The sequence below is a fragment of the Leptothoe sp. LEGE 181152 genome (assembly GCF_032906605.1).
GTDB classification, from domain to species: Bacteria; Cyanobacteriota; Cyanobacteriia; order Phormidesmidales; family Phormidesmidaceae; genus Leptothoe; species Leptothoe turfae.
In genome coordinates this window covers 30,532-54,274 of the sequence record NZ_JASATU010000031.1, presented here as the reverse complement: position 1 = coordinate 54,274, position 23,743 = coordinate 30,532, and the positions used below count along the sequence as shown (strand labels likewise).

Sequence of the window (23,743 nt, the reverse complement as noted above, 5' to 3'; positions counted from 1 at the left end):
CTGATACAAGTAAGCGTCTAGTAATGAGAAAGTTATACTCAAACTTCAATCAAATTGCATATCCAGGCAACACTAAATAACTAGACAATACCAAGCCAATAGCCATGCCTTTACTGAGCATATGCATTCCAGCCTATAACCGACCAGAATGGCTTAAACGAGCAATTCTATCCATTCTGACCACACCCATAGAACAACAACCTCAAGTAGAACTTATTGTCTCAGATGATTCGACCATACCTGCTTGTAAACAGATCGTAGATGAACTGATTGTTAATTGGCATGGCAAGCATCACTATTGTCAAAACACCCCTAGCCTTGGTATGGCAGGCAACTGGAATCATTGCATTCAAATTGCATCGGGAGAATATGTATTAATACTGCATGACGACGATTATTTGGAAGCAGAGGCTCCTGGCAAAATTCTTGAGACTTTACAGCAACACCCAAACGAATCCGCCCTATTATTTGGCGTTAATGTCGTGACATCAAAACAAAACATTCAAAAACAGCAAATTTTTCAATCACAAAAAAGACTCACTTCAGAAGAAGCATTAGAAAAGCTATTAACCAACTCTTCATTCATCCGTTTTCCAGGAATTGTATTAAATCGACAAGTTTTCCAAAGGACGGGCTACTTCAAAGAAACAATCGGAGGGATTGCCGACATCGATTTATGGATAAGGATTTGCCAGCAATATGGGCTACTCTGCATACCCATCACCACAGCTAACTATACAGTCCATGGCAATGCATTAACTATGCAAATGTTTAACACTCAAGTTTTGAACGGTATAGAAAATTTATTTAAAAATGTAGAAGCCCAGCAATGGTTACCAAAAAGCACTTTGAAAAAATGCAAAACAAATTACTTTCATCAGTTCATTTTAGCTGGAACAGTTCGTCACTTAAAAAGATGGGATGCTAAGAGTGCCAGCAACACATTTAAGCTTCTAAATCAACTTAATGTCGAAAACAAGCACTTAAAACTGAAATGGAAAATACTAAAAATTACTTTGAAAATAATCCTAAATCCCCCAAAAATATTTATTTTTGGGCAGCAATCCAATGAGGTTTAATTAAAAAATGCATATGATTTTTCAAAACAATTTGCTTTTGAAATCCAAGATCTCTTAACGTGCCCAATATTTCAGCTCGGCTCATTCCAATTTCATGGGTGTTCGACAATCTAGCAACTCGGTATGAAATCAACGTGTGTAATAAATTAGGTTCACGACAAATTAAAAACCACCCTCCAGACTTCAAACTGTTATAAACTGCACTAAATGTTTTTCGCCAGTCATAAGCATGGTGTAACGCTTCAAATACAAATATGGCATCTACTAGAGGATCTCCCTCTCGTTGCAGAGAAATATCAATCGACTCCATAGGTGATCGAAATCCCTTTAGATTATTTCCTAATCCTTTCGCCTGCAGACTTTTGATTCTTTGCTGTATTTGGTCAACGCTACTTTGACCAATCGTGGTTGCAATTGCCTTAAAGCCCATAGAAGCTAGAAACTCTGACATCCATCCAGAACCAGCTCCAAGTTCTAGAATTGTTTGGGGTGGTTTAATATTACAGACTTTGAGAGAATAAGAAAGCTCCAGGAAATATCTTATGTATCGTTCATTTTGAAACCAAAACGGCTTACGCATATCACTTTCTAATGCTTGCTTCGGATCAACGCCTGGCAATGAAAAGAAAAAACTTTCTTCTGCTTCATACGCTAAAGCTTGGTCAGCAAAAGTTGGTGGAAAATCACCTTTAGCATAATCTTTCAATATGATGTAACTTCCTAAATATACTTTCTCTAACTTACTCAAAGGAAGCCAATAATTCTCTTGGTTTTCTTGCCATAGCCTTTCTGCTTTCGCATAAAAAGGTGATTTAGCAAAAACTTCGGAAAGATATTGAAGGAAACTCATAGCCAAATACCTAGGATATTATAGTTTTGAATGCTTAAAGATATAATAGTTTTGTAAGCCTAAAATATTACGATAAATAGGCATGATTAGATTTCTTAGTGCTCGTTTGGGAGTATCCCAAACATTAGTGTATTGATATTGGATACGCATAGGGATTTTGACTTCTAATAAATTCACTTTTCGCGTCAACTCAAGCATAGACTTTCGGTAAAAACAATTAATATGTTCAAGCGGTGCAACTGGATTTAGAGATTTGAGAGAACCTTTTGGCGCACTCCAGTCCATACGATTGAGACGATAACGTATGCCAAAAGAGTTAGGAACACAAATTTTGATTACTCCATCAGGCTTTAATGACTGCTTGAGATAATTTAAAACCTTAAGAGGCTCCGCCAAATGCTCAAATACCTGGTCTGTATGAATCAAGTCAAATTTGTAACTAGAAATATCCTCCCAAGAGATGACTTTGATTCCATTCCTTTCAGCATATTGAATACATTGACTAGAGATTTCTACACCATATACGTCACATCCAAATGCTTTAGCCATTAGTGCCCATCGTCCCCACCCCATACCAAAGTCAAGTACTTTTACAGATGTAGGTAATTTATCAAGGTAAGCCAATATCTGTAAAATATCTTGACTATAAATCGAGTAGTAAGAAATTCCATAGTTTTGAAATTTTTCCTCAGTATTAGTCCAAGTTCCATATATTTGAGACATCAATTCTGATGTGGGTACATACTCTTGGAAAATAAGTTCACAATCTTGACATTTCAACAACGAATACTCGATTTTTGCTATCAGCTGTTGATTAGGTTGTCCATACGCTTTTACTAGATAATCCTTTAAATCCTTCTCTGAAAAGCTGGCAGAATAAATAGATTCATTTTTCTCAGAACCGCATGTAGGGCAGCTTAGGCGTTTATCAAATAGATTCTTATGCATAGTTTATTAATGGGATAATCAAATCAACTGCTTATCAATATAATTTTGAACTGTTTTTAATTTAACTGACCAATCAAGGACTGAGAATGCATGGTTTCGCATGCTGACATTGATATTTTCTTCGTTTCTCAACTGTTCAACGAAGCTAATCAAATCACTAATATCAACCGCATCTTCACTAGAATCTAACTGTAAACAGTACTTAAAACTGTCTGGAAAATCTGGATCAATGTGACTGAATATAAAGGGTATTCCCCGTACGCAATACTCTCTATTTTTGAGAGGAGACATAATGTGCAATCCTTTTCGATGACCTCCCAAAACTCCTACAGCAAGATGACATTCTAGAAAAATTTTATCTAGCTCTTTACCTTGAGTCGGCTTATGAAAGATAACAAGATGAGATACATTCTCCTGCTCTGCTAAGGTGAGAAGTTCTGTTAAATAAGGTTCTCTGGCACCAACAACGTGAAATACTATTTGATATTTAGGGTGAGGAGATGTTCGATAATATTCACCAAGACCTCTAATCAAACGGTCATAGCCATGCCATAAGCTAACATTTGCAACACCAATAATATTTATATGATCTGATGAAACAGGTGAATAGTTAATGGAATGGTAGCTGGAAATATCAATACCATTATCTATAGAGATTGTATCTATGCCAAAAATGGGATGGGCGTAGTTTATAGCAACAACTCTATCAATGAAATATTTTAGATGATTACGTGTGATCTTATCTAATAGAAAAACTAGTTTATCCTTTTTGCTACAACCTCCCTCGTACTCTTGATCATAAGGATATGTGGGAAATTCACTCAAAATTAGCAGATTTGGCCTTTTTTGTCGGACCTTAGCAAGGAAATACAGATATAAGGGTTCTGAACGAGGGTACCTGAGATATATAAAATCAGGGTTTCTTTCCAAAATATATTGCTCAGCTAATCTCAGCAAACTCAACCTGCGAGTAATTAAGTTCGTATTATTCTGAGCTAGGACTTTAGATTTTAGATAATACTCACTATCTTGGGAAAAACTTGTCAATACAACATGTGAGCTCTGATTAAAGCAGAGCAGGTTCATCTCATATCCCAATTGCTTAAAGCCTTTGAGCTGTCCCAAAATCTTCGGCATGTATCCTATAGACTGAGTGGGATCAATATTTGATACATATAAGCCTTTCATAAAGAAGTAGTGGAGAGTATTCTATACGGATCTAGGCAGCCAATATTTGCTTATATAGATCACGATATTCCGAACGTTCGAAACTGCTATTGTGCCATAGCAACGTAAAGGTTCCATTGAATTTTCGACATAACGTTTTTAACCCTGCAATATAATCAAAAGCCTCTGACAAATCTTTTTGAAGTCCCATATACCTTTCATCTAAAACACTACATTCCATCACAATAAGAGGTCGTTCCACAAGCTTTAGAGCTTTACGTGTCAGCAAATTATAAACTGGAAATTCATGGCAAGTGCCACATCGAAAACCAGCCATATCAGCAAAGGTTAATGTTGAGTCATAGTTTAATCCGGCATCTTCCCAATTCTGCCAAGTAGTTGGATTATGCCAACGCAGATAATGTTGTCGCCCTCCCCAACATGACTGCTGAATGCCCTCTTGCTGGCATACCGTTTTAAGCACCTTGAATTCCTTACACGTTTGTTTGGAGTCTAAATAAGTATTGAAGCTAGGATGCAATCCAATCTCATGTCCCCTTTGATGAATCGTGCATAAAAGCTGGCGGATTAATGGATTTTCAAGATTATAGTTACCATCTCTCTTCGAATCTGTACGGGCAGTAATAAAATAAAAAGCACTAGTTAGATTATGAACTTCACTTAAGTCCATGATCCAATTAAATGTGTTAAATGGGTCAGTCTTTAGACTTCCGTGTTTTACCTGACTCCATTTATTTATGCGTGATAATCCTTGTTTTAGATTTCGACGTTTAATTACATCACCACCTATATTAGTCACTAATTTAGAGAAAGACTTAAACCTGTATTGATAGGGATAATCAACGTCATGACTGGCCAACACTTTAAACTGTTTAGGTTTACGCTCTAGATTGGGCCAAAGCTTTTTCAGTAATACCCAAAGAATTTCAATATATTCGTCAACTATCGGCCTATTCAACAAATTTTCCTGAAAATTTAAGGACGCTGATGCAGGAAATCTATCAAATTTATCACGCTCTTTTTTGACTGTTTCCTCATAACGGGTAAGCATAAAAAAAATTGATCCAAAAATATCTAAACCCAAATAAATTTTCTGATCGGAAACCTGAAAAAAATCATCATTATTTTGATTTTGACCATAGATAATTGGAACATTCGAATGATTAGTAAATATTAAGTCATTTATATAACTAAAATTCCATTTTAGAAGAGGTTGACTGGGTAAAGAAACAGGTTTTAGCCAATTATCACTAGAAGTAGAGAACAACCTGTCTGAAAGTAATAAGCACTGATTTCTATCTTCCGAATAAATTTCTATATTATTTCTCTTTGTAAAATTAATTGAAATTTTCACACCTAAAAATCTATTGAAGATGGTCTCAGCAATATAAGTTCGTTCTTTTTGATAAGTTTGAGGGAAATCAATGAAAAGATGCATTTTTAGATTTTTGATATGTCTGAATATATTTGAATGAGTAATCTATATTTCGAATTTTAATTTAATATTACTGAGTAGTATTTTTAATAATCTGAAGAAATCTATGAGGAATTAAGCCTGAAACAAGAGCCTTTAAAGATATTGGGTAACTACTAATTTTCACATCTCCCCAAAAACAGTAAAAATGCCTTAAAAAAAATATAAAGCTACGAGATAAGGCTCGATGGGGGAAAAAAATTTTTTTTTCAGCTTTTTCTCTTGAATCGATGTTAAAAAGTAGCTTTAGGAATAATGGCTCATTGGTAAAAGCTAATTCGCAGGACGACCAAAATTTCGCATTGATTTCCATAAATACATAATCCTCTCGGCAAGGACAATATTTGAACTCTGCTAACCCCCAGCCAGAGTAATTTAAATGCTTAACTAGTTGTGTGGTGTAACGTAATAAGCGTTCGTCCTTGAAGCACTCAATATAAATAGCCGAGCCACCTACCTTAGGAATACTCTCTCTCTCAAAGTGAGTATGGGTGATTAATAATTCTCCTTTATCAGCTAAGAAGCTAACTCCATAGGTGCCACTACTATTGACCAACTCTTGAAAGAGTAAGCTCTCTCGTCTATTCTTTGGAATATTGTTTTCCTTAAAGGCAACTCCACGTACTCCACCCCCTTGTTCATAGCGCTGTTTGTAGAATAAGGGATACCTAGAAATTTCTTCCAGTGTATACCAGGTTTCAGGAATAACAATTCCAGCTTGTATTGCTTTAGACAGCATCCAAGATTTGCTAAACACTTTCAGCATTGGTTGCTTGAGTATGATTGAGCCTAGGGTAACATCCCCTTTTTCTAACAAATACTTCGTTGCCAAAGCTCCTGAAGGAATCTTAATCCCATCAATTTTGGCAGACTCTACTTCTTCAATGTCTATTATTTCGTCATAATATCTCTTGCCAATTAGCTTCGTATTATCTTGTAAAAAAACACCGATAATATAGCTAGTAGGAAAATACTTCCGTAAAAAAGCTACAATTACTAGCGATTGGTCGTTTACTGGTGAGTAAATAAGATAGGTAGAACGATTCACTACAACTCGATTACACAGGCAATGCGTTCAGTAACAGTCCATGGCTGATAGTCATATACATGCGGCACAATTTTTTTCGTAATAGTTTGAATCGGATTTTTAATTCCTTTTATTTTTGGAGTGAGTAACTTATCGATAGGACCACCAAATTTTCTCATGACTATAGATTTATACTTTAAGCCTGACTCATTAATGATTTCAAGTAATTCTTCCCTATGGAAAAATCTTATGTCATACAGTGAGTCGAGTTTTGTACACTCCTTAAATTGATTCACTAGTTTAATATTTTCAATATTATGGACTAGCGAAATCATATATTTTTCTGTTATGCGTGCTTGCTCATGAATTAATGAATAAATTTGCTGATTATTTTCAAACAAAACCCAAAAACCATTGGAAAATGAAAGGCCAATCGACTTATTAGCAAAGGATAGAGAAAAAGCATCTTCCTTCTGCATGAGTAATGGTGACTCTGGATAACGTTTGGCAAGATAATCTAAAGTTTTTTGATCGAAATCGGAACCTATTACATCAAGATCTTGAGAAACAAGATATCGACTATCTCTACAACTGCCTCCTGCAATTTCTAGAATGCTTAGTGAAACTGGAAAATGTGATGTAATCCAGTAACCGGCTCGTGGCGGCACGGCTAAATATGACTCAATATGCTTAATCCAAGTATCGGACCAATAAGTATCATGATTAAATTCATTATTCATAGCTGTTCTCAACGCTGCTTTATTATTTTGGCAGGATTACCAACAGCAATAACATTTGCTGGCAATGATTTTGTTACAACAGCTCCTGCACCTACTACGGTATCGTGACCAATAGTAACTCCAGGCAATAAAATTACATTAGCTCCCAACCATACATTATTTCCAATTTTCATTCTTGGTGCAGACAAATGCCTTTCATAGTTTTCAAGGTCATGGTTGGCTGAAATAATTTTAATACCAGGTCCCATCCAGACATTATCGCCAAAATCAACACCGTTTAAGCCGTTTATATAAGTACTTGGGGCATAGCCAGGTGAGGTCATACACCCTACTGTTATATCGCCGCCTATCCTAGATGTGAAATGAACTGGCCATGCAATATGACGGGCATCATTAATGTTGATTATCTTCTGCCAAAAAATATATCCTTGTATGCCTAATGGATTCCACGTAATAATCCAGGGGCATTCGGGATAAAAGATTTTTGCCAAAATTGTATAGTAGGCTAACTTAAGTTGCTTCAGGACGGTTTTCATTATTCAAACATAATAAATTCAGATAAAAGATCAGCCCATACATCCCAAGATTTATGATCGATAATGTAAGAACTAAGGACTCAATTTTTATACCCATACGGCCAAAAAGTGTGGCAATGGAAATAATCATTATTAATCGGCATACATCCCAGATAAATTGCCAATGTTGTTTACGGTGGACAACTAAATGAGAAAGTGGTGATACAATAACTTGTCCTAACAACATCGGTGCAAGTGCAGCAAGAACAAGACCTGCAGGCTGCCAATCTTCCGAACCAAACAGTCGGCCTACAAAAAAAGGGCCTAACAAACAGACAATTGTGATTGGTATCGCCAAAAGGCTCAATGTTTTAGTTGATTTTAGATAGAGATACCGAAGAGATAACCGATCTTGTTTTACTAAAATAGCTGCTTCAGACCAAAAGCTTTGACCAATAGCCGTCGTAAATAAACTCACAGGAGTTAATGCTAGTCTATTCATTAGTGCATACCAACCAATTTCAGTCGCACTATAGTACTGTGCAAGTAGTACAGGTACAGCTGTTAAACTAGCTGCATTTGCGATCGCCACCCCCGTCGAAAGCGTTGATTCTTGCCAGAATCGCAAAAAGCTAATTTGGATACGTTTATAGGATAAGTTGAGTAGGCTTTCCTTTAAACCTTTTGCCTGTTGCAAAAGCACACCAATACCTAACCATACTGATGCTATAGCACCACTAATCAGACCAAGGGCACCCAGATTAGCCAAACCACCTGCTAGATTAATAACAGTGGCCCCTAGGCGCTGAGTCACTTTTGAACGTGCCACTGCAGTCAGCTGAGTTTCTCGAATATACCAAGCATGCATCAGTTGATGAAAACCGCCTCCAATGAGTGCAAACGGCAACAGTATGATGAATGCTCCAAGGGCTTCAAACCCTTCCCAAAGAGTCAACTTGCTGTCAAAGAACATCAGCAGCATCAATAGAGTTGTACTGATTCCTGACAACACTAAGAATCCTAAAAATATAAGAGAAGCCGCCTGTCCTTTAGATTTCGTATTGGGTATTGACCACTCAAATCGCCAGGTTGAGAAAGCCAACAGCAAATTTAGAGAAGATGAGAATAAAGCTACTACGCCAAAATCAGCAGGAGAGTAAAGCCTGGTCAACATAGGCGTGGTTGCTAAAACTAAGCCTTGTACTAGGGCATTGGCTTTAGCAACTACCATAAAGTTTCGACGAAACCGTGAGGCTTTCGTGGGGCGCAGCCAATTTCTACATATTGAAATAAATCGGCTTATTAGTTTCAATTTTCTGTTGTCTTATTTAGAAGACATCTGCCATCACGAAGACTATAATGTTCCTCTGTTGCAGGACAGAGCGCTTCGCCTTCTCCCACAAGGGGCAATTTTAGACGTTCACCATAGCAGCTCATCCAGCCAATCTGTTTTGCAGGTACGCCTACCATCAGAGCATAGGATTTAACATCATGCTTAATCACAGCACCAGCGCCAACAAATGCATATTGGCCCACAGTCACTCCACAAACAATTGTACAGTTGGCCCCCAATGTAGCCCCTTGATAAACATGGGTAGGACGATATTCAGTCTTGCGAGACACATAGGCACGAGGATTATAAACATTAGTAAAAACTACGCTGGGACCACAGAAAACATAGTCTTCTAAAATCACGCCTTCATAGAGAGAGACATTGTTTTGAATTTTACAGCCGTCTCCAATAACAACATTATTAGCAACAAAAACGTTTTGGCCTAGGGAACAGTTTTTACCTATTTTTGCTTTGGGCATCACATGGCTAAAGTGCCAGATTTTCGTGCCTTCGCCAATTTGTGCGCCCTCATCAATACAGGCTGTCTCATGGGCAAAATAATCAGCCATTCAATACCTCCTGTACTTTCTCTAAAATGTTAACCACTGCCACTCCATTCCACCCATCGGAGTGGGGCTGTTGACGTGTTTTCAAACAATCCAAAAAGTGTTGGCACTCCAGCTTAAGCGGCTGTTCATCAGCAATATCAACGATAGTGATACCGTCATCAATGGCCTCTAGCTGTGAATTGATCTGTTTATTGTGGATAGTGACCACCTGCTGGATTTCGTCATAGACCACCATTTGTTTATCAGCGATCGCAACTAACCCCCGCTGCTTTAGCGGCCACTGCCAGGAACAGTGCAGATGAGCCGTTTGCCCCGACTCGAAGGTCAAATCAACATGGACCTCATCAGCAATATTAGTTTGCAACCGTGAAACCCCTGATGCTTGAACGGTTTGAATGGGCGGGTTGTCAAGCAAATCTAAAATAATGGACACATCATGGGGGGCAAATGACCACCAAACATTTTCCATCGTACGCACTTTACCCAGATTTAGACGATGGGTAGCAACATGGTTTACCTGGCCAGCTTTACCTGACTTAAGATAGTTTCGTATCCAGTCAATGGCAGGCTGATAGAGCAGTAAATGGCCCACCATTAAAATTTGATCATGGTCATCGGCGTAAGTAGCTAACTTGCGGGCATCTTCAGCCCGTAGGGTCATGGGTTTTTCCACAAACACATCTTTCCCTGCTTTCAACGCTGCCAATGCCAGGGAATAGTGGGTTGGCGCAGGTGTAGCTAGAACAATGGCTGATACATTAGTCGCCAATGCCTCTTGAAAGTTGGTGAACAGAGGCACATCGGGATATTTGGTCTGTACGCGCTGCTGCAATGGGGGTGACACTTCAACTACCCCTGCAAGGCTACCCAGTTCATAAAAATTGCGGATCAGATTTTTACCCCAGTGTCCGCTGCCGACAACAATAACCTGGGTCATAGCAAGGTCACCTTAGTGCGATCGCATGTTAATTGTCGAGTGGCTCCTCGAGTATCTAGCACAGCCTTAGCGTGTGCCACCAGATTTCCATAGTCAATGCAACTATGGTCCGTGGCGATCACCACCAAGTCAGCCCTGGCAACTTCAGCATCAGTGAGCGAGACACTACTAAAACACTGACCTGCTACGGATATATCAGCAATATAGGGATCGTGATAGCGCAGGGTGACCTGATCCTTCAGTAAAAATTTCATGATGTCAATGGCAGGGGATTCTCGCCAATCAGCTAAATCTTTTTTGTAGGTTATACCAACCATTAGAATGTTGGCCTTCGACGGAGCAATACCCAGCCAATTCAGAACCCGGAACGCTTTACTTCTAACAAAAGAAGGCATTCTCCGATTGATTTCTCCAGCCAGGGCAATAAAGCGAGTATTAAAATTTACTTCTTTAGCTTTCCATTCCAGGTAATGCGGGTCGATCGGAATACAGTGGCCACCAACACCAGGACCTGGATAAAAAGGCATAATTCCAAAGGGTTTAGTATTAGCCGCATCCAAAACTTCCCAAACATCCAGTTCGAGTCGATCACAGAGCAACGCTAACTCATTCACCAAAGCAATATTGACGGCACGAAATGTATTTTCAAATACCTTGACCAGTTCGGCAGCTTTAGCACTGCTTACGGGTACCACATGAGAGATCGTTTGCTGATAAAAAAGTTCAGCAGCTCTGAGTGAAAATTCATCCGAGGCACCCACAATTTTGTTTGTGTTTTGGGTTGTATAGCGCTGATTGCCTGGATCAACTCGCTCAGGCGAATGTGCCAGAAAAAAGTCTCGTCCCTGTCTAAGTTCGCTATTTTGTTCCAATATAGGGCGAATAACCTCATCGGTTGTCCCTGGGTAGGTGGTGGACTCCAATGCAATCAGTTGACCAGGGCGCAATCTCGCTCCAATTTCTTGAGCCACACTTTCTACGTAGCTTAGATTTGGGGTCAAATTTTTAGTTAACGGTGTGGGGACGCAAATAACAATGACGTCCATATCAGTAACTGCATCGAAATGGGTTACAGCCTTTAGTTTGCCATTGGCAACAGCCTGATTGAGGACATCTGAAGGAACATCGTCAATGTAGCTATCCGAGCGATTTACTCGTTCAGCTCGCTTAGGATTTTGTTCAATGCCAATCACGTTAAACCCTACCTTTGCTTTTTCTAAGGCAAAGGGCAAACCCACGTATCCTAATCCCACTACGCCAACCGTTGCGTTGCGTGAAAGAATTAACTGCTCTAAGGATGACAGTTGTGGAGGAGTTGGATCTGTTGGTAGATTGGGGGCCAAGGTCATTAGTTCTTATGGATAAGGCCAATGACTCTATTCTGCCCGACGGGAAAATTTACGTATCAGTTTTTCTTGATTCCCTATTGTCCAATTGAGCTTTTATCTATCTATGACTGGCAGGTTAACAGGGCACTTATGATGCGTAACCATTACTCATACCATCTATCTCTATCGCCCCACATAGTCTGTCGGCTAATACCACTAGGGAATAAATCGGTTTTCACCGTAGGCTAACAGGTGTTCGATGGTTGCCAACCGGTATTCCCAAGTTTGCAGTCGATAGCGATTTTGCTGGGACTTTACTGTCAGCTCAGAATCGATCACTTGATTGAGCTGATGCAGGTGCGATCGCACCTCCTCTAATTTCCGATGAGACGGATCCTCTGCTAAATCCGCAAGCTGGTCACCCAACTTATTGACATCATCAACCCACTGCGCCATTCGCTGTTCGCGCATTAATAGCTGACCATTACTCAACAACCATCCCCACTCTCGCTGTAACGACTGATAGCGTTCAGCTGCCGTATTAAATGGTTGTCTTTGCGGTAAGGAATGCGGCATAGACGTATCGCCCTGAGTGTTATTCAGCAGCGTCTGAATCCCTTGTTGAAGATTGTCAGCTGCAAACAGCGCATAGCCACTCACCGGTAGATCCCGTAGTGTTTGGATTTGGTCTAATGCTGCCATTTCAGGCAAATTCAGTAATCGAATACCTGGAATAATTAGCGTCGAGCCATAATTACCGTCTAAAACCCAGGGATGAATCAGCTCTTCAAACCGATTGGTATCCATGGCATAGCTCATCAATACGATCCAATCTACATCTCCACGTTCTGCCCAAGTTTCCCAGTCTTGCTGAATTTTTTGGACACGCTCATGGGTCGGTTTAGCAAACACCGCCGCCGACACAGTGATGCCCGGACGTCGCTGGCGCAGCATCTGAGAAGCCTCAGCCACAAACGAACTCACTTGTTGCACACGAAACTCAGTCCATTGCTGCCAGAGCCTGCGCTGGCGTCGCTGCTCATGGGCAGTAAGGGCTGGATTATCACGGGGAGAGAGCGCCGCTGGATCCACCCCAGTCATATCTCGAAATCGTAACCGTGCCGCTGTTCCATATCCATAGGTGCGATTAGCACCAGGATCTTGGAAGGGATAACGGACATAATCAAACTGCACACCGTCGATATCATAGTTCTCGACCAGCTCCTGCAGTATACGCATCAGATAGCTACGCACTTCCGGATTCGCAGGATCCAGAAACGGCTTGTCCTGGCCCAAAGGCACCATACGGCCCTGGCGGTCATAGCCAGTCCAGCCAGGATTAGCGTTAATGAGGGGACCTGGGTAACTGGCTGGTAAATTTAACAGCGCATTGTGGCGACGATTCCCAGCTGCGAATAACCAAATCCAGGCATGAACTTCTATGCCTCGCTCTTTGCCCAGTTTTATAGCTGAGGCCAACGGATCCCAATGACGGGTTAGGGGATTCTGCTGAGGAGCAATGCGACTAGGGTAAATAGGATAGCCGGCATTCATGGACTCAAAGAAGACCGTATTGATACCGGCAGCAGCAAGACGGTCAAAAACATCTGCTAACTTTGCTTCCGATCCAGCACGCACAATCGTGCCGCGGTCTAACCACATGGCACGAACTTCCGCGTGGGCCAAAGATTGCTCAACGGGAAACGCATTCCAGAGAGCCTGACGAGACTCAAGCCATCGCTGGCGAGCAGTGCCATAGTCTCTTTGAGCGATCAGATTTTGCCAATCATCCAGAGTTTGCTGTGCCGTTTCCAACGCAGGATGGGACAGGGGAGTCGGCAAACTCGCGCCGCCCAAACTCGCGCTGAGGCTACCGTCAGTGCGCATGGAGGTCAATGCTAACTCTGCTGGTTGACCACTAGCATAGCCATGCAGCAAAGCACCTTCAAAGCGCCCCATCAAGTTATGAAGCTCTTGCTGCATGGCCAGTTCTAAGAACGGGCTAATCACGCCATTGCCAGGCCGCACATCTAAACCAGGAGGTTCAATACTATCGGCTGGATCCATGGCATTTAGGGCCAGTTGACCATGCTCCGCCTCTACCAAAGACGACTCTAACTCCACAGCCTCGTTATCGGTCTTTGGTAAAGGCGATGATTGAGCAAATCCTGGGGTCGCCAGAGCAATACCTCCTAGCAAAACGGCCAATGCATAGGACGTAGAAAATAGAGAATGGAACATGAGCAGGCTTATCAGACGAAGCAAGAATACTGACGCAACAAAACAAAGACAATGCCGAACACTGTATGGAACTCAGGTTTCAAAAAAGTTTTAAACCGTTTCTCAAAGAATTAAACCCAAAGAGGTCATTATTATCGGGGATGATTTGGCCGTTTTAAACAGCAAAATCGAGTAACCTCAACTAAAACATTGAGAAAGTAATCTATGTCTTTAAAACCGCGACCACAAGGCTAATAAACCCCAGTAGCGGGCAATTTATTGAAGTAGTGACAAAGATACGTTCTTAGGGCAGTACGCATAAAAATGAACCCTATTTCTCCTTACATCTGCTAGAAGATTTCCCAGAAAATAAGGTCTAGTTTTCCTACCTTGTTCTGTAAAGTTTCTGCCTACGATGTAGATATGACCATGCTGCTTTGCTAGAAGATAGCCACGCTTGCATGATATACCGTGCCGTACCTACATAGCGGTATGGAAAAACTTAGGACGGAACAAGTTCTAGAGTTATGGCATCTGACCAGCATTGCTGTAGTACAATACAAAATCCTGCGTTGAATTGTGCATGCTCACAGGTTCAACTTTATTCGTTTCCACAGACTGTAATCGGTAAGCTCTATGGCGCTCCTGCAAGAACAAAAGCAATCAATTATTTCTGACTATCAGGTACATGAAACAGACACTGGCTCTGTAGATGTGCAGGTAGCCATGCTCACTGAAAAGATCAATCGGCTGAGTAAGCATCTGCAGGCTAATAAAAAAGATCATTCCTCTAGACGAGGTCTATTGCGTATGATCGGTCGTCGTAAGCGCTTGCTAGCCTACTTGGTCAAGCAGGATTCTAGTCGGTATCAGGAGTTGATTAAAAAGCTGGGTATCCGCGGCTAAGATACAAGGTGGTGATATTCATCACCTTCAAACACGCAGTCTAGGATCAACTGGTTTATGCCTTCTGAATCTCAGCGTGAGTCGCTGCCCTTTGAGCCTAAGTCAAATAGGCGGCAAAGTGATAAAGCTGCTCCATCTAGCCAAGCATCACAGCCTCAAAAATCAGGCTCAGGCATTAAGAAGTCAGACAAGCAAGCGAGCAAACGAAGTAAGCAGACCCAAAAGGAAGAAATGGGTATCCCAGAAGTGGTCAGTCGTCGTATGATTCGACGAATGGCAGTATTTGCTGGGGTGCCTACCGCTTTAGGTATGTCTTCGTTTGTGATTGCCTATGTTCTGCTGACTCAGCACATTGTTGAATTTCCCAATGTCGTTGTCCTCATCGTTTCCCTGGGCTTTTTTGGATTAGGAACCATTGGCCTCAGCTATGGTGTGTTGTCTGCATCCTGGCAAGAGGATGAAGCAGGCAGTCTACTGGGAATTGCTGAATTTTCTATCAACTTTCGCCGCTTAATTCAAGGTTGGCGGAAGTCGAAGCAACCCTCGGCTTCTGAATAATAATCTGGCCATAGCGCAGTCATGCTGACATTTAATCCGATGCCTCAAGGATGTCGTGAAGCTGTTGCTCCATTTGTTTGAGCATTGTCATAATCGCTGGTAGCGTTTTTTGTTTTGTGTCGTCTTGAACCTCAAGATTTCGCTGTGCTTGAGCTCGCAGATCGTCGATGCGTTGTTGCAAATCTTGAGCTATGCCTAGCGCATCACGGCCCAAGTTATCCATTTGCTGCTGCTGATAAAACTTCAGAGCTGCTCCCCGTAGTATTTGTAGGGTGGCCTCTTCTCCATGGTCACCGGGCATGACTCGGAAGCGTAGCAAAATTCGCTTCTGGTTATGGATGCGTTCGATTTCGATTTGCTTAGGTTTACGGACGGGAATCAAGGAAAGACTCATCATACGTTTGAGTTCATTGATGATACCTTGGAAAAGTTGAGGGGAAATATCGCTGACAACTGATTGCACAACACCATCTTTACTCCAAAGAATTCGACAGGTGGTGCTTTGACGTTCTAGATAAAGTCGTCCAATCCCTTCTTGAGTAATCAGCCGTTTCAATAAGATCTGGGTAAGTTCTTTGGGATTCAATCGGTTGGGATCAAAGGTTACCTCCGGGCTAGGTTCTGCTGTGGGTTCTTTAACGGAGGTCGCCGACGGCTCATCGGTGGGTGGTGACAAGGGCTCTTCAGCCGCTGGTACTGATGGCTCGTTGGCAGGTTCTGGTGGCTCGAGTACGAGCGACTCGTGCTCAGATAGCGCTGGTTCTGCCGCAGATAATGATTCCTCAGATGGCAATTCTTCTAGGTCAGTTACCGACTCTTCTAACTCAATACTCAAGGGAGCTGGTGGCATATCTGCACTATTTGTTTTATCCTCCTTCCCTGCTCTCACGGGCGGCGGCGAGGCAGACTGCTGAGGCGCTGTCGTTTGCTCAGCAATAACCCCATGGGGGTGTTCAATAATCTCAGTTGGAGCTCCTACCACCAGCGTAGGCTGATCCTGAAATGGACTGGACGTAGCGTTAGCCTTAGATTGTGAGGGTTGAGAAGCCTGGCGGTTTTTGGCTGAGTGGCTCAAAAACTTTGATAGAATTTCCCGATGCCAGTCAGACGATATGGGCCTTGAGACAATGGAGCAATTAATATAAGAGACCTGACGTCTGACATAGTCAGCAGCTTTAGTATCGTCAGGGTTTACCATGCCCAGGTTTAGGCTACTACCCTCAATTGAAAGCGGCAGAACCTGATAATAGAGACAGGCTTCAAAGGGCAAAATTCCTTCGATTAACAGGAACATTTGCTCTAGGTTTGTCTTTACATTAGGCTGATGAATATGGCTTGAGGGCGGTGACAACGCATGGTTTTCAGGGAAAGTTGACATGATGGCTGCCAAAAAGGAAATAACGAAGACAAGGGTACAGGTGTAATCATGTGAATGAGATAACCTGCCCATGAGACACCCACGCCTGTTGCCCAAAGACAACCTTCAAAGAGCCTGGGATTGGCTAGGTTCGTAAATCTTGGGCAGCTAGGTAAAGCTTAGCCCATTCACTCATGACTTGTTTAGGTCTGCACCCTAGCTTTTGTGCGATCGCATCGATATCACTGCCCTGCTTCAGTTCGGCCAGTAGCTGCTGCTGAGAAGGTTCTAACGTTTGCCAATAGGTTTGCCATTGACTAGAGGTTAAACCTAAGTCATGCTCAGACAATGTGGTTTTTAACCATCCCAGCACCAATTCTGGCTGTTCTTTCAGGGTAAAAATACGGATCGCGTGATAACTAATTTTTTCCCGTAGTCGATACACCTGATTGATCGACATTTTTAGCTGCTTAGCAATGTTGTCTTGGGTATACCCCTGCAAATGCAGCTCTAGCCATTGGGTCGCCGTATCTCCCAAGGTTTCTTGCAGATAGTCTGTAAAGCTATCTTTAACTGACTGGCGTGCCCGCTGGGTTGCTTCAAAGTCCTGTTGCTGCTCATAGGTACTCACAGCTTGCACATCAAACAGGCTGATAGTACTTTCAGTATCATCTGTCCCAATTTCCTCTGAAATTAGCTGAATTAGCTGCGCTCCAGGAACTTGGGTCATTCCCCCGCGCTGGGAACGTCTCAGATAGTTAACAAAGCGATAAACAATTAGAGGCTGGTTACGAATTGGCCGCAGACAATACTCCTCAATCGTTGCCATGGTCAGCAAATTACGAAGCTGAGGCCGCTTTGTACACTCACCGATCCACCTCATCTGCTGTTGAAGATGACGATCGCTTTGCAACATCTCCTGAATAATTTCTTGCAGAACGTCCTTAACCTGACGCTGTCGATCACGACTGAGGGCAATCCAGGTACGGATTTTGCTACGGACTAAAAACAAGCCACCCAGCTTCCGCATCAGGGTTTGATAAGCCCGATCAGGGGGTAATCCCCAGTAGGTTTTATAAAAAATACGATAGCGATAATCCATGGCCTGAGTGGCAATGGATAGATCCTTGTGAGAAAGCGCCTCAAATCGATCAGTGTCTTCACCGCAGAGCCACTGGGTAATTGCTATATGGGTATCGTGGCTTTGATCGGGCAAATCGGACTGAATCCGTTGCTGCCATTGATTTACGATTGTAGTTGCCACTGCCATGCGTGCGCCTGCTGCTGATTAGAGAAACCCCAAGCAAAATGCCACGGGAAAGGATTGATGAATGATTTGCTCATTCTAGTGCACTCAATCCCTCGATTTATCCGGATACAATCACTTTTCCCTATTAGTGTATTTTCCTTTAAGGCTGCTACCCGGTAAAGCATCCTGATCAAGTCTAGAACTGTCAGCCCAACTACCGATCAGAATACTTTTTATCAGTACAGCCTGTGTAAATTTATTCCGGAAAGGTTAAAGAGACAACCCAGGTTAGCATTTCATAGTTAACCATGGCGCTTCTGATGCCATTGCCAAGCATGGCCAATAATTATTTCTAGATCAGCGTACTGGGGTACCCAACCCAGGCGTTCACGGGCATGATCACTACTACCAATCAGGCTGGGAGGGTCCCCAGGGCGGCGCTCACATTCCACAGCAGGAATCGGATGCCCAGTCACCTGGCGAGCTGCTTCAATCACTTCTCTGACGGTAAACCCACTGCCGTTACCCAAATTAATAAAGGTTGTTTCGCCGCCATCTATAAGATACTGCACCCCTTTCACATGGGCATTCGCCAGATCAGCAACGTGGATATAATCGCGAATACAGGTACCGTCACGGGTCGGATAGTCGGTGCCATAAATCGAAATATGATCACGTTTACCCAAAGCCGTTTGCAGTACCAACGGGATTAAATGGGTTTCAGGATTATGATCTTCGCCCAGACGACCTTGGGGATCTGCGCCAGCAGCATTGAAATAGCGAAAACATACGGATTGTAAGCCATAGGCCTTTTGGAAATCCTTTAGCATCATCTCCACCATGAGCTTGCTACTGGCATAGGGGCTAATGGGATTTTTCGGATGGTCTTCTGGAATAGGCACCGTCTTAGGAGGACCGTAAATGGCACAGGTGGACGAAAAGACAAATCGTTTCACCCCAGCCGCTTCCATAGCCTGTAGCAGATTTAGGGTGCCATAGACATTGTTGCAATAGTAGTCGGCTGGCGCTGTCACCGATTCACCCACTGCGATATAAGCAGCAAAGTGCATGACAGCCGCAAACTTGTATTGCGTAAATACCTGATCCAGTAATGCTCGATCGGTTGTATTACCTTTTATTAGCTTGGCATTGAGATGCTGCTCAACTAGCTCTTGGTGACCATATTCAAGGCTATCTAAAATAACAACCTGATAACCAGCCTGCTCTAGGGCAAGCACGGCGTGGGAGCCAATATAACCGGCACCACCGGTTACCAATATCGTTGGAGTTGAGGTGTTTGTGCTACTCATATGAGGAATTCGTAAAGTTAGATAGGTATAACCATGAAAATAGCCAAACGACCTGGAGAGAGAGAGCTCCTCCAGCTGCCCCTAGAGTTAATAGATAGAGCCCAATTTAATGGGAATATTCACCTTCTACCATAGGTTTCATATCAGATCCCACAGCATCAGGATTGAGCACTAAGTTATCCCGATGCACAACTGTCTCAGCACCGTCATAGCCCAAGATCATAGAAATTTCACTAGAACGACGTCCGCGAATCTGCTGAAGGTCATGGTGATTATAGTTCACAAGACCACGGGCAATCTCTTGACCGTTGCGATCGCAAAGCACGACCGCATCCTGGGCCTGAAAATCACCTTCAATTTCGACAATTCCGGCAGAAAGCAATGATTTTCCATCTTTACTAATCGCCCGAACTGCCCCAGCGTCTAAATAAAGCAGACCGCTGGGACGTAGTCCATTGGCAATCCAACGTTTGCGAGCATTTGAAGGATTCGGCTTAGGGGCAAACTGAGTTCCCAGGGGAGCACCGGCCAAAATTTTGAGAATATTTTCCGGGGTCTGACCATTGGTGATGGCCATGCGAATACCGGCACTGGTGGCGATGCGAGCCGCTTCCAATTTAGTAATCATGCCCCCAGTTCCCCACGCAGAGCCACGATCACCGACGTCAATATCTAAATCCCCTAAATGCTGTACCCAGGTAATCGGTTCAGCATCAGGATTGGCCCGGGGGTCAGCAGAATATAGCCGGTCCACATCCGTTAGTAAAAATAACCACTGGGCTCCCACCAAACTCGCCACTAGAGCTGACAGCGTATCATTATCGCCAAATTTTAGTTCGTCCACGGCCACCGTGTCGTTTTCATTCACAATGGGAATGACATTTAAGTTAAACAGCTGCTGAAAGGTGTGATAACTATTCACATAGCGCGCCCGCTGCATTAAATCACTGCGGGTTAGCAACACCTGGGCAATGGGCTGATCTAACACGGTAAATAGGTCGTCATACACTCGCATCAACCGCCCCTGACCCACGGCAGCCACCGCCTGCTTCTGCTCAATGGATTTAGGTCGCTCTGTCAGCCCCAGTCGCGCACACCCTACACCCACAGCTCCAGAAGAAACCAGAATGACTCGATGACCTTGGCGATTTAGTTGACAAAGTGTTTCTACTAAACGAGCAAGCACCGATAGGGCTAGCTGACCATTAGCCGAAGTGAGGCTAGACGTACCAATCTTGACCACAATGGTTTGAGAAGTCTGAGCGTTAGCAGAAGGCGATATAGTCACAGAAATCGATGAAGGTGGGAACTAGTAACAGAGCCTATTGTCATACAAAATTCCAATGCAAGGCCGTCACAATCAACCTCTGACAAGCTGGCTGACCTAATATTTTTTTTAGATCTCAAACGAGAAATTAAGTGTGGTCAGCCAGCACCACACCAAGACGCTTAGATAGCCAAATCTCAGCATTACGCAGACATTGTTTTGGGGAATTTGCCGCCATGGGGTCCACCATGGGTTCTACCAAAACCGTAAACAAACCTAGGCGATTGCCCCCTAAGACATCGGTGAATAACCGATCGCCCACCATGGCAATTTCATGGTGAGGCAGTTTCATTAGCTCTGCGGCTTGACGCAGCTTACGTCGGGACGGCTTACCTGCACTCGTATAAAATGGCACTTCCAAGGTTTCCGCAATCCGTCTAATGCGGCTATGGCTCAAATTATTACTGACCAGCACCACTGGCACTAACGTTTGCATCTGTTGCAGCCACTGACGTACCTCTTCTAGAGGCTGACTTTGCTGAAACGGCACCAAGGTTTCATCTACATCAAGAATCAGTCCTTTGAGTTGATGCTGCTGAATCAGCTCAGGAGTAAGGCCCAGGACAGAAGCATCAAGGGCAAGGTCAGGTTGTAGGAGGCGACCCCAAGGCGTCATGGTTAGGTAGGGGCAGGTCTTGTGCCTGCCCTGGTTAATAGTGCTTAAAGATCATCCCCTAACTGGGCATCAACGCGATCGCGAATCTCACCCTGGGCCCGCTCATGTTCTGCTAAAGAACGGCTAAACACATGGGTACCGTCATAGCGAGCAACAAAGTAGAGAAACTCCGTATCCGGCGGATTTAAGGCAGCTTCTAAACTGGCAATGCCAGGGCTGGCGATCGGAGTTGGAGGAAGTCCTAAGTTACGATAGGTATTGTAAGGGTTGGGGGTATTGACTTGGGTCAAGGTTAGTGGTCTTTCTGGTGTTTGAGTCACCCCCAGACCATATTCCACCGTTGGATCAGATCCCAGACTGATACCTTCCCGCAGCCGTCGAGCAAATACTCCGGCAATCGTATCCCGTTCCTCAGGCACCACAGATTCTTTTTCAACGATGCTAGCTAAGTTTACCCACTCATCCAGAGAATAGGGGCTGGTTCCTTGCTGATACACAGGCAGAGCGACCTGTTCAAAGCGCAGCAGCATCACATCAACAATGCTATCAGCATCCATTTGCTCGCTGGGTAGCTGATAGGTATCTGGATAGAGATACCCTTCCAGATGGGGCAACCCCTGAGGCAGCCAGGGAAACTGGGCATAGGGAATTTCTTCAGTAGACCGCAAAAAGTCATCAGCACTGACCAGACCTTGTGCCTCTAAAGCTTGCGCCATCTGAGTACGATTCCAGCCTTCCGGAATTGTAAAGCTGGTTTGTACCACATCACCAGTCCAGATTTGGTCGGCAATCTCCGACATGGATTGGGTGGGAGATAGCGAATAGGTCCCCGCCTGTAGACCTCCTTCGCGATTTTGAAATTCCTGAAGACGATTCCAGACTTTCCAGGCAGTAGTAGAGCGGATTAAGCCAGCTGCTTCTAAGTCTTGGCCAATTTGCTGAGCGGCAGTGCCCGATGGAATCTGCAACTGTATTGGCTGTTCATCGTCTCTCGCCAATACAGGGCTATTGGCCCAGCTCCACCATGACCACCCTTGCCAAGCGGCCACACCTAAGGCAACCGGGAAAATGCCAACATAAAATAGTCGTTTTAAACAACCCATAATTCGTTTAGACAGGCCATGGACCAGGTTCAGAATTGTTTGGTACGTTCAACTGTAGATGCCTAATCTAAGCCCTCAAAAAGCTGATCTTCAATTTGGGGTTGCAACCGCTGAAACTCTTCAGGGGATAGCAACATCACCGTATCAGCATCAGTGCGGTAGGCAAAGAAAAGTAAGGGCTCTAGAGGTGTACAGGTCACATAACGCTGATCGCGATGATAAAACTGCGCCAGCATTTGAAAATTGTCCGTTGCCCCCCCATCATCGACCTCTAATGCGAAACAACTTTCGTCTTCTGCATCAGGGATATTACCTACGGCTGTCAGCGTATAAGCACTACGCTGCAAGGTCAAGTCTAACTCAGCTAAAACTGCACGGGCACTGGGAAAGAGCGGATCAATCTCCTCATCCTCAATATCCGCCAAGGTATCATCGTTATCCTGCCAGCTAAAAATCTCGATCGGGGCAGAAACAGGGAGCAGTAGTAAATACTCTTGGCCAGAATTACTGAGGGTAATGGATTTTTCAACGTAACAAGCGAGGGTATGACCGCCCTCATCAGTGAGGGTCACAATGGGCTGGCCTCCCTGTTGGAAATCAGGAGACGGGTCAGAATTTTGATTGGAGTTGTGATTCAAATTTGCCATGCGTGGTTGTGGATCATTGGGCAGAGGCCCTAACTAAGAAGGGCGATCAGCCCGAGAGCTGTCTAGCCACTGCTGCAAAATAATAGCAGCCGCTCGACGGTCTATTAGGCCCTTATTTTTTTCAATGGGGCGGCGCTCTGCTTGCAGCTGCTGCTCTGCTTCCACTGATGTAAGCCGCTCATCTACATAAGCCACGGGCAAACTCAAAGCCTTAGCTAAACGCTTAGTGAATTTTTGTACCCGCTTAGCCTGGGCTCCCTTTGTCCCATCCAAGGTGTAGGGCAATCCCACCACTAGCAGGGTGGCCTCACGCTGACGAACAAGTTGCCTGAGTTGTTCAGTCACATAGACAAAAGACTTGTTTTCAATGGTGGTTAACCCCGTAGCAATTAGGCCTGTGCGATCGCAACCAGCTACACCAATCCGCCTGCTACCAATATCTAATCCCAAGACAGAAATCAT

The 23,743-nt window shown here is 43.5% G+C and carries 23 protein-coding genes; 3 read left to right on the top strand and 20 right to left on the bottom strand.

What is annotated here, in order from left to right:
• The first annotated feature begins 104 nt into the window (after positions 1 to 104).
• Positions 105 to 1,079, top strand: a complete 975-nt coding sequence (locus tag QGP82_RS16990) for a glycosyltransferase family 2 protein (protein WP_499060419.1) — start codon at positions 105 to 107, stop codon at positions 1,077 to 1,079.
• On the opposite strand, the gene QGP82_RS16985 is transcribed toward QGP82_RS16990, so the two are convergent.
• The 12 genes from QGP82_RS16985 to QGP82_RS16930 form a co-directional block, all read right to left on the bottom strand.
• A complete protein-coding gene (locus tag QGP82_RS16985; RefSeq protein WP_499060418.1) occupies positions 1,048 to 1,929 on the bottom strand; it encodes a class I SAM-dependent methyltransferase in 882 nt (293 codons plus the stop codon). The genes QGP82_RS16990 and QGP82_RS16985 overlap by 32 nt on opposite strands.
• Positions 1,930 to 1,947: 18 nt before the next feature.
• The gene (locus tag QGP82_RS16980) at positions 1,948 to 2,877 is read right to left on the bottom strand and encodes a class I SAM-dependent methyltransferase (RefSeq protein WP_499060416.1); all 930 of its coding nucleotides are present in this window, start codon (positions 2,875 to 2,877) and stop codon (positions 1,948 to 1,950) included.
• Between the two features lie 18 nt (positions 2,878 to 2,895).
• Positions 2,896 to 4,065 carry a glycosyltransferase family protein gene (locus QGP82_RS16975; RefSeq protein ID WP_499060414.1) on the bottom strand — a complete coding sequence of 390 codons (1,170 nt, stop codon included), beginning with the start codon at positions 4,063 to 4,065 and terminating at the stop codon, positions 2,896 to 2,898.
• 31 nt (positions 4,066 to 4,096) lie between these two features.
• Positions 4,097 to 5,503 carry a polysaccharide deacetylase family protein gene (locus QGP82_RS16970; RefSeq protein ID WP_163668821.1) on the bottom strand — a complete coding sequence of 469 codons (1,407 nt, stop codon included), beginning with the start codon at positions 5,501 to 5,503 and terminating at the stop codon, positions 4,097 to 4,099.
• Positions 5,504 to 5,570: 67 nt separating this feature from the next.
• Positions 5,571 to 6,587: a hypothetical protein gene (locus tag QGP82_RS16965; protein ID WP_163668823.1), complete on the bottom strand. Its 1,017-nt coding sequence runs from the start codon at positions 6,585 to 6,587 to the stop codon at positions 5,571 to 5,573.
• Positions 6,587 to 7,306: a methyltransferase domain-containing protein gene (locus QGP82_RS16960; protein ID WP_163668825.1), complete on the bottom strand. Its 720-nt coding sequence runs from the start codon at positions 7,304 to 7,306 to the stop codon at positions 6,587 to 6,589. The genes QGP82_RS16965 and QGP82_RS16960 overlap by 1 nt, the downstream gene beginning before the upstream one ends.
• Positions 7,307 to 7,314: 8 nt before the next feature.
• Positions 7,315 to 7,842 carry a DapH/DapD/GlmU-related protein gene (locus QGP82_RS16955; protein ID WP_163668827.1) on the bottom strand — a complete coding sequence of 176 codons (528 nt, stop codon included), beginning with the start codon at positions 7,840 to 7,842 and terminating at the stop codon, positions 7,315 to 7,317.
• Positions 7,817 to 9,052 (bottom strand): lipopolysaccharide biosynthesis protein, encoded by a 1,236-nt coding sequence (locus QGP82_RS16950; RefSeq protein WP_163668829.1) that lies wholly within the window; start codon positions 9,050 to 9,052, stop codon positions 7,817 to 7,819. Before QGP82_RS16950 ends, QGP82_RS16955 begins: the two co-directional genes overlap by 26 nt.
• 77 nt (positions 9,053 to 9,129) lie before the next feature.
• Positions 9,130 to 9,723 (bottom strand): acyltransferase, encoded by a 594-nt coding sequence (locus QGP82_RS16945; RefSeq protein ID WP_163668831.1) that lies wholly within the window; start codon positions 9,721 to 9,723, stop codon positions 9,130 to 9,132.
• Positions 9,716 to 10,660: a Gfo/Idh/MocA family protein gene (locus tag QGP82_RS16940; protein ID WP_499060412.1), complete on the bottom strand. Its 945-nt coding sequence runs from the start codon at positions 10,658 to 10,660 to the stop codon at positions 9,716 to 9,718. The genes QGP82_RS16945 and QGP82_RS16940 overlap by 8 nt, the downstream gene beginning before the upstream one ends.
• Positions 10,657 to 12,009 (bottom strand): nucleotide sugar dehydrogenase, encoded by a 1,353-nt coding sequence (locus QGP82_RS16935; RefSeq protein ID WP_499060410.1) that lies wholly within the window; start codon positions 12,007 to 12,009, stop codon positions 10,657 to 10,659. Before QGP82_RS16935 ends, QGP82_RS16940 begins: the two co-directional genes overlap by 4 nt.
• 195 nt (positions 12,010 to 12,204) lie before the next feature.
• On the bottom strand, positions 12,205 to 14,229 hold the full coding sequence (locus QGP82_RS16930) for a glycoside hydrolase family 10-like protein (RefSeq protein WP_499060409.1): 2,025 nt from the start codon (positions 14,227 to 14,229) through the stop codon (positions 12,205 to 12,207).
• Positions 14,230 to 14,844: 615 nt separating this feature from the next.
• Between QGP82_RS16930 and rpsO the strand changes: the two genes are divergently transcribed.
• Both rpsO and QGP82_RS16920 read left to right on the top strand, forming a co-directional pair.
• On the top strand, positions 14,845 to 15,114 hold the full coding sequence (rpsO, locus tag QGP82_RS16925; protein ID WP_163668839.1) for a 30S ribosomal protein S15: 270 nt from the start codon (positions 14,845 to 14,847) through the stop codon (positions 15,112 to 15,114).
• A 57-nt stretch (positions 15,115 to 15,171) separates the two neighbouring features.
• Positions 15,172 to 15,672: a PAM68 family protein gene (locus tag QGP82_RS16920; protein WP_163668841.1), complete on the top strand. Its 501-nt coding sequence runs from the start codon at positions 15,172 to 15,174 to the stop codon at positions 15,670 to 15,672.
• A 31-nt stretch (positions 15,673 to 15,703) separates the two neighbouring features.
• On the opposite strand, the gene QGP82_RS16915 is transcribed toward QGP82_RS16920, so the two are convergent.
• The 8 genes from QGP82_RS16915 to ruvX all read right to left on the bottom strand — a co-directional run bounded on the left by QGP82_RS16915 (position 15,704) and on the right by ruvX (position 23,743).
• Positions 15,704 to 17,050 carry an ATPase, T2SS/T4P/T4SS family gene (locus tag QGP82_RS16915; protein WP_499060407.1) on the bottom strand — a complete coding sequence of 449 codons (1,347 nt, stop codon included), beginning with the start codon at positions 17,048 to 17,050 and terminating at the stop codon, positions 15,704 to 15,706.
• Positions 17,051 to 17,174: 124 nt separating this feature from the next.
• Positions 17,175 to 18,299: a HetZ-related protein 2 gene (locus QGP82_RS16910; protein ID WP_163668845.1), complete on the bottom strand. Its 1,125-nt coding sequence runs from the start codon at positions 18,297 to 18,299 to the stop codon at positions 17,175 to 17,177.
• A 281-nt stretch (positions 18,300 to 18,580) separates the two neighbouring features.
• Entirely contained in the window at positions 18,581 to 19,588 is a 1,008-nt protein-coding gene (galE, locus tag QGP82_RS16905) for a UDP-glucose 4-epimerase GalE (protein ID WP_499060406.1), read from the bottom strand.
• Between the two features lie 106 nt (positions 19,589 to 19,694).
• The gene (gene proB / locus QGP82_RS16900; protein ID WP_348918723.1) at positions 19,695 to 20,876 is read right to left on the bottom strand and encodes a glutamate 5-kinase; all 1,182 of its coding nucleotides are present in this window, start codon (positions 20,874 to 20,876) and stop codon (positions 19,695 to 19,697) included.
• A gap of 127 nt (positions 20,877 to 21,003) precedes the next feature.
• Positions 21,004 to 21,531: a YqeG family HAD IIIA-type phosphatase gene (locus tag QGP82_RS16895; protein WP_499060403.1), complete on the bottom strand. Its 528-nt coding sequence runs from the start codon at positions 21,529 to 21,531 to the stop codon at positions 21,004 to 21,006.
• 44 nt (positions 21,532 to 21,575) lie between these two features.
• The gene (mltG, locus tag QGP82_RS16890; RefSeq protein ID WP_163668852.1) at positions 21,576 to 22,634 is read right to left on the bottom strand and encodes an endolytic transglycosylase MltG; all 1,059 of its coding nucleotides are present in this window, start codon (positions 22,632 to 22,634) and stop codon (positions 21,576 to 21,578) included.
• Between the two features lie 62 nt (positions 22,635 to 22,696).
• On the bottom strand, positions 22,697 to 23,281 hold the full coding sequence (locus tag QGP82_RS16885; protein ID WP_163668854.1) for a DUF3727 domain-containing protein: 585 nt from the start codon (positions 23,279 to 23,281) through the stop codon (positions 22,697 to 22,699).
• Between the two features lie 33 nt (positions 23,282 to 23,314).
• The gene (gene ruvX / locus QGP82_RS16880) at positions 23,315 to 23,743 is read right to left on the bottom strand and encodes a Holliday junction resolvase RuvX (protein ID WP_163668856.1); all 429 of its coding nucleotides are present in this window, start codon (positions 23,741 to 23,743) and stop codon (positions 23,315 to 23,317) included.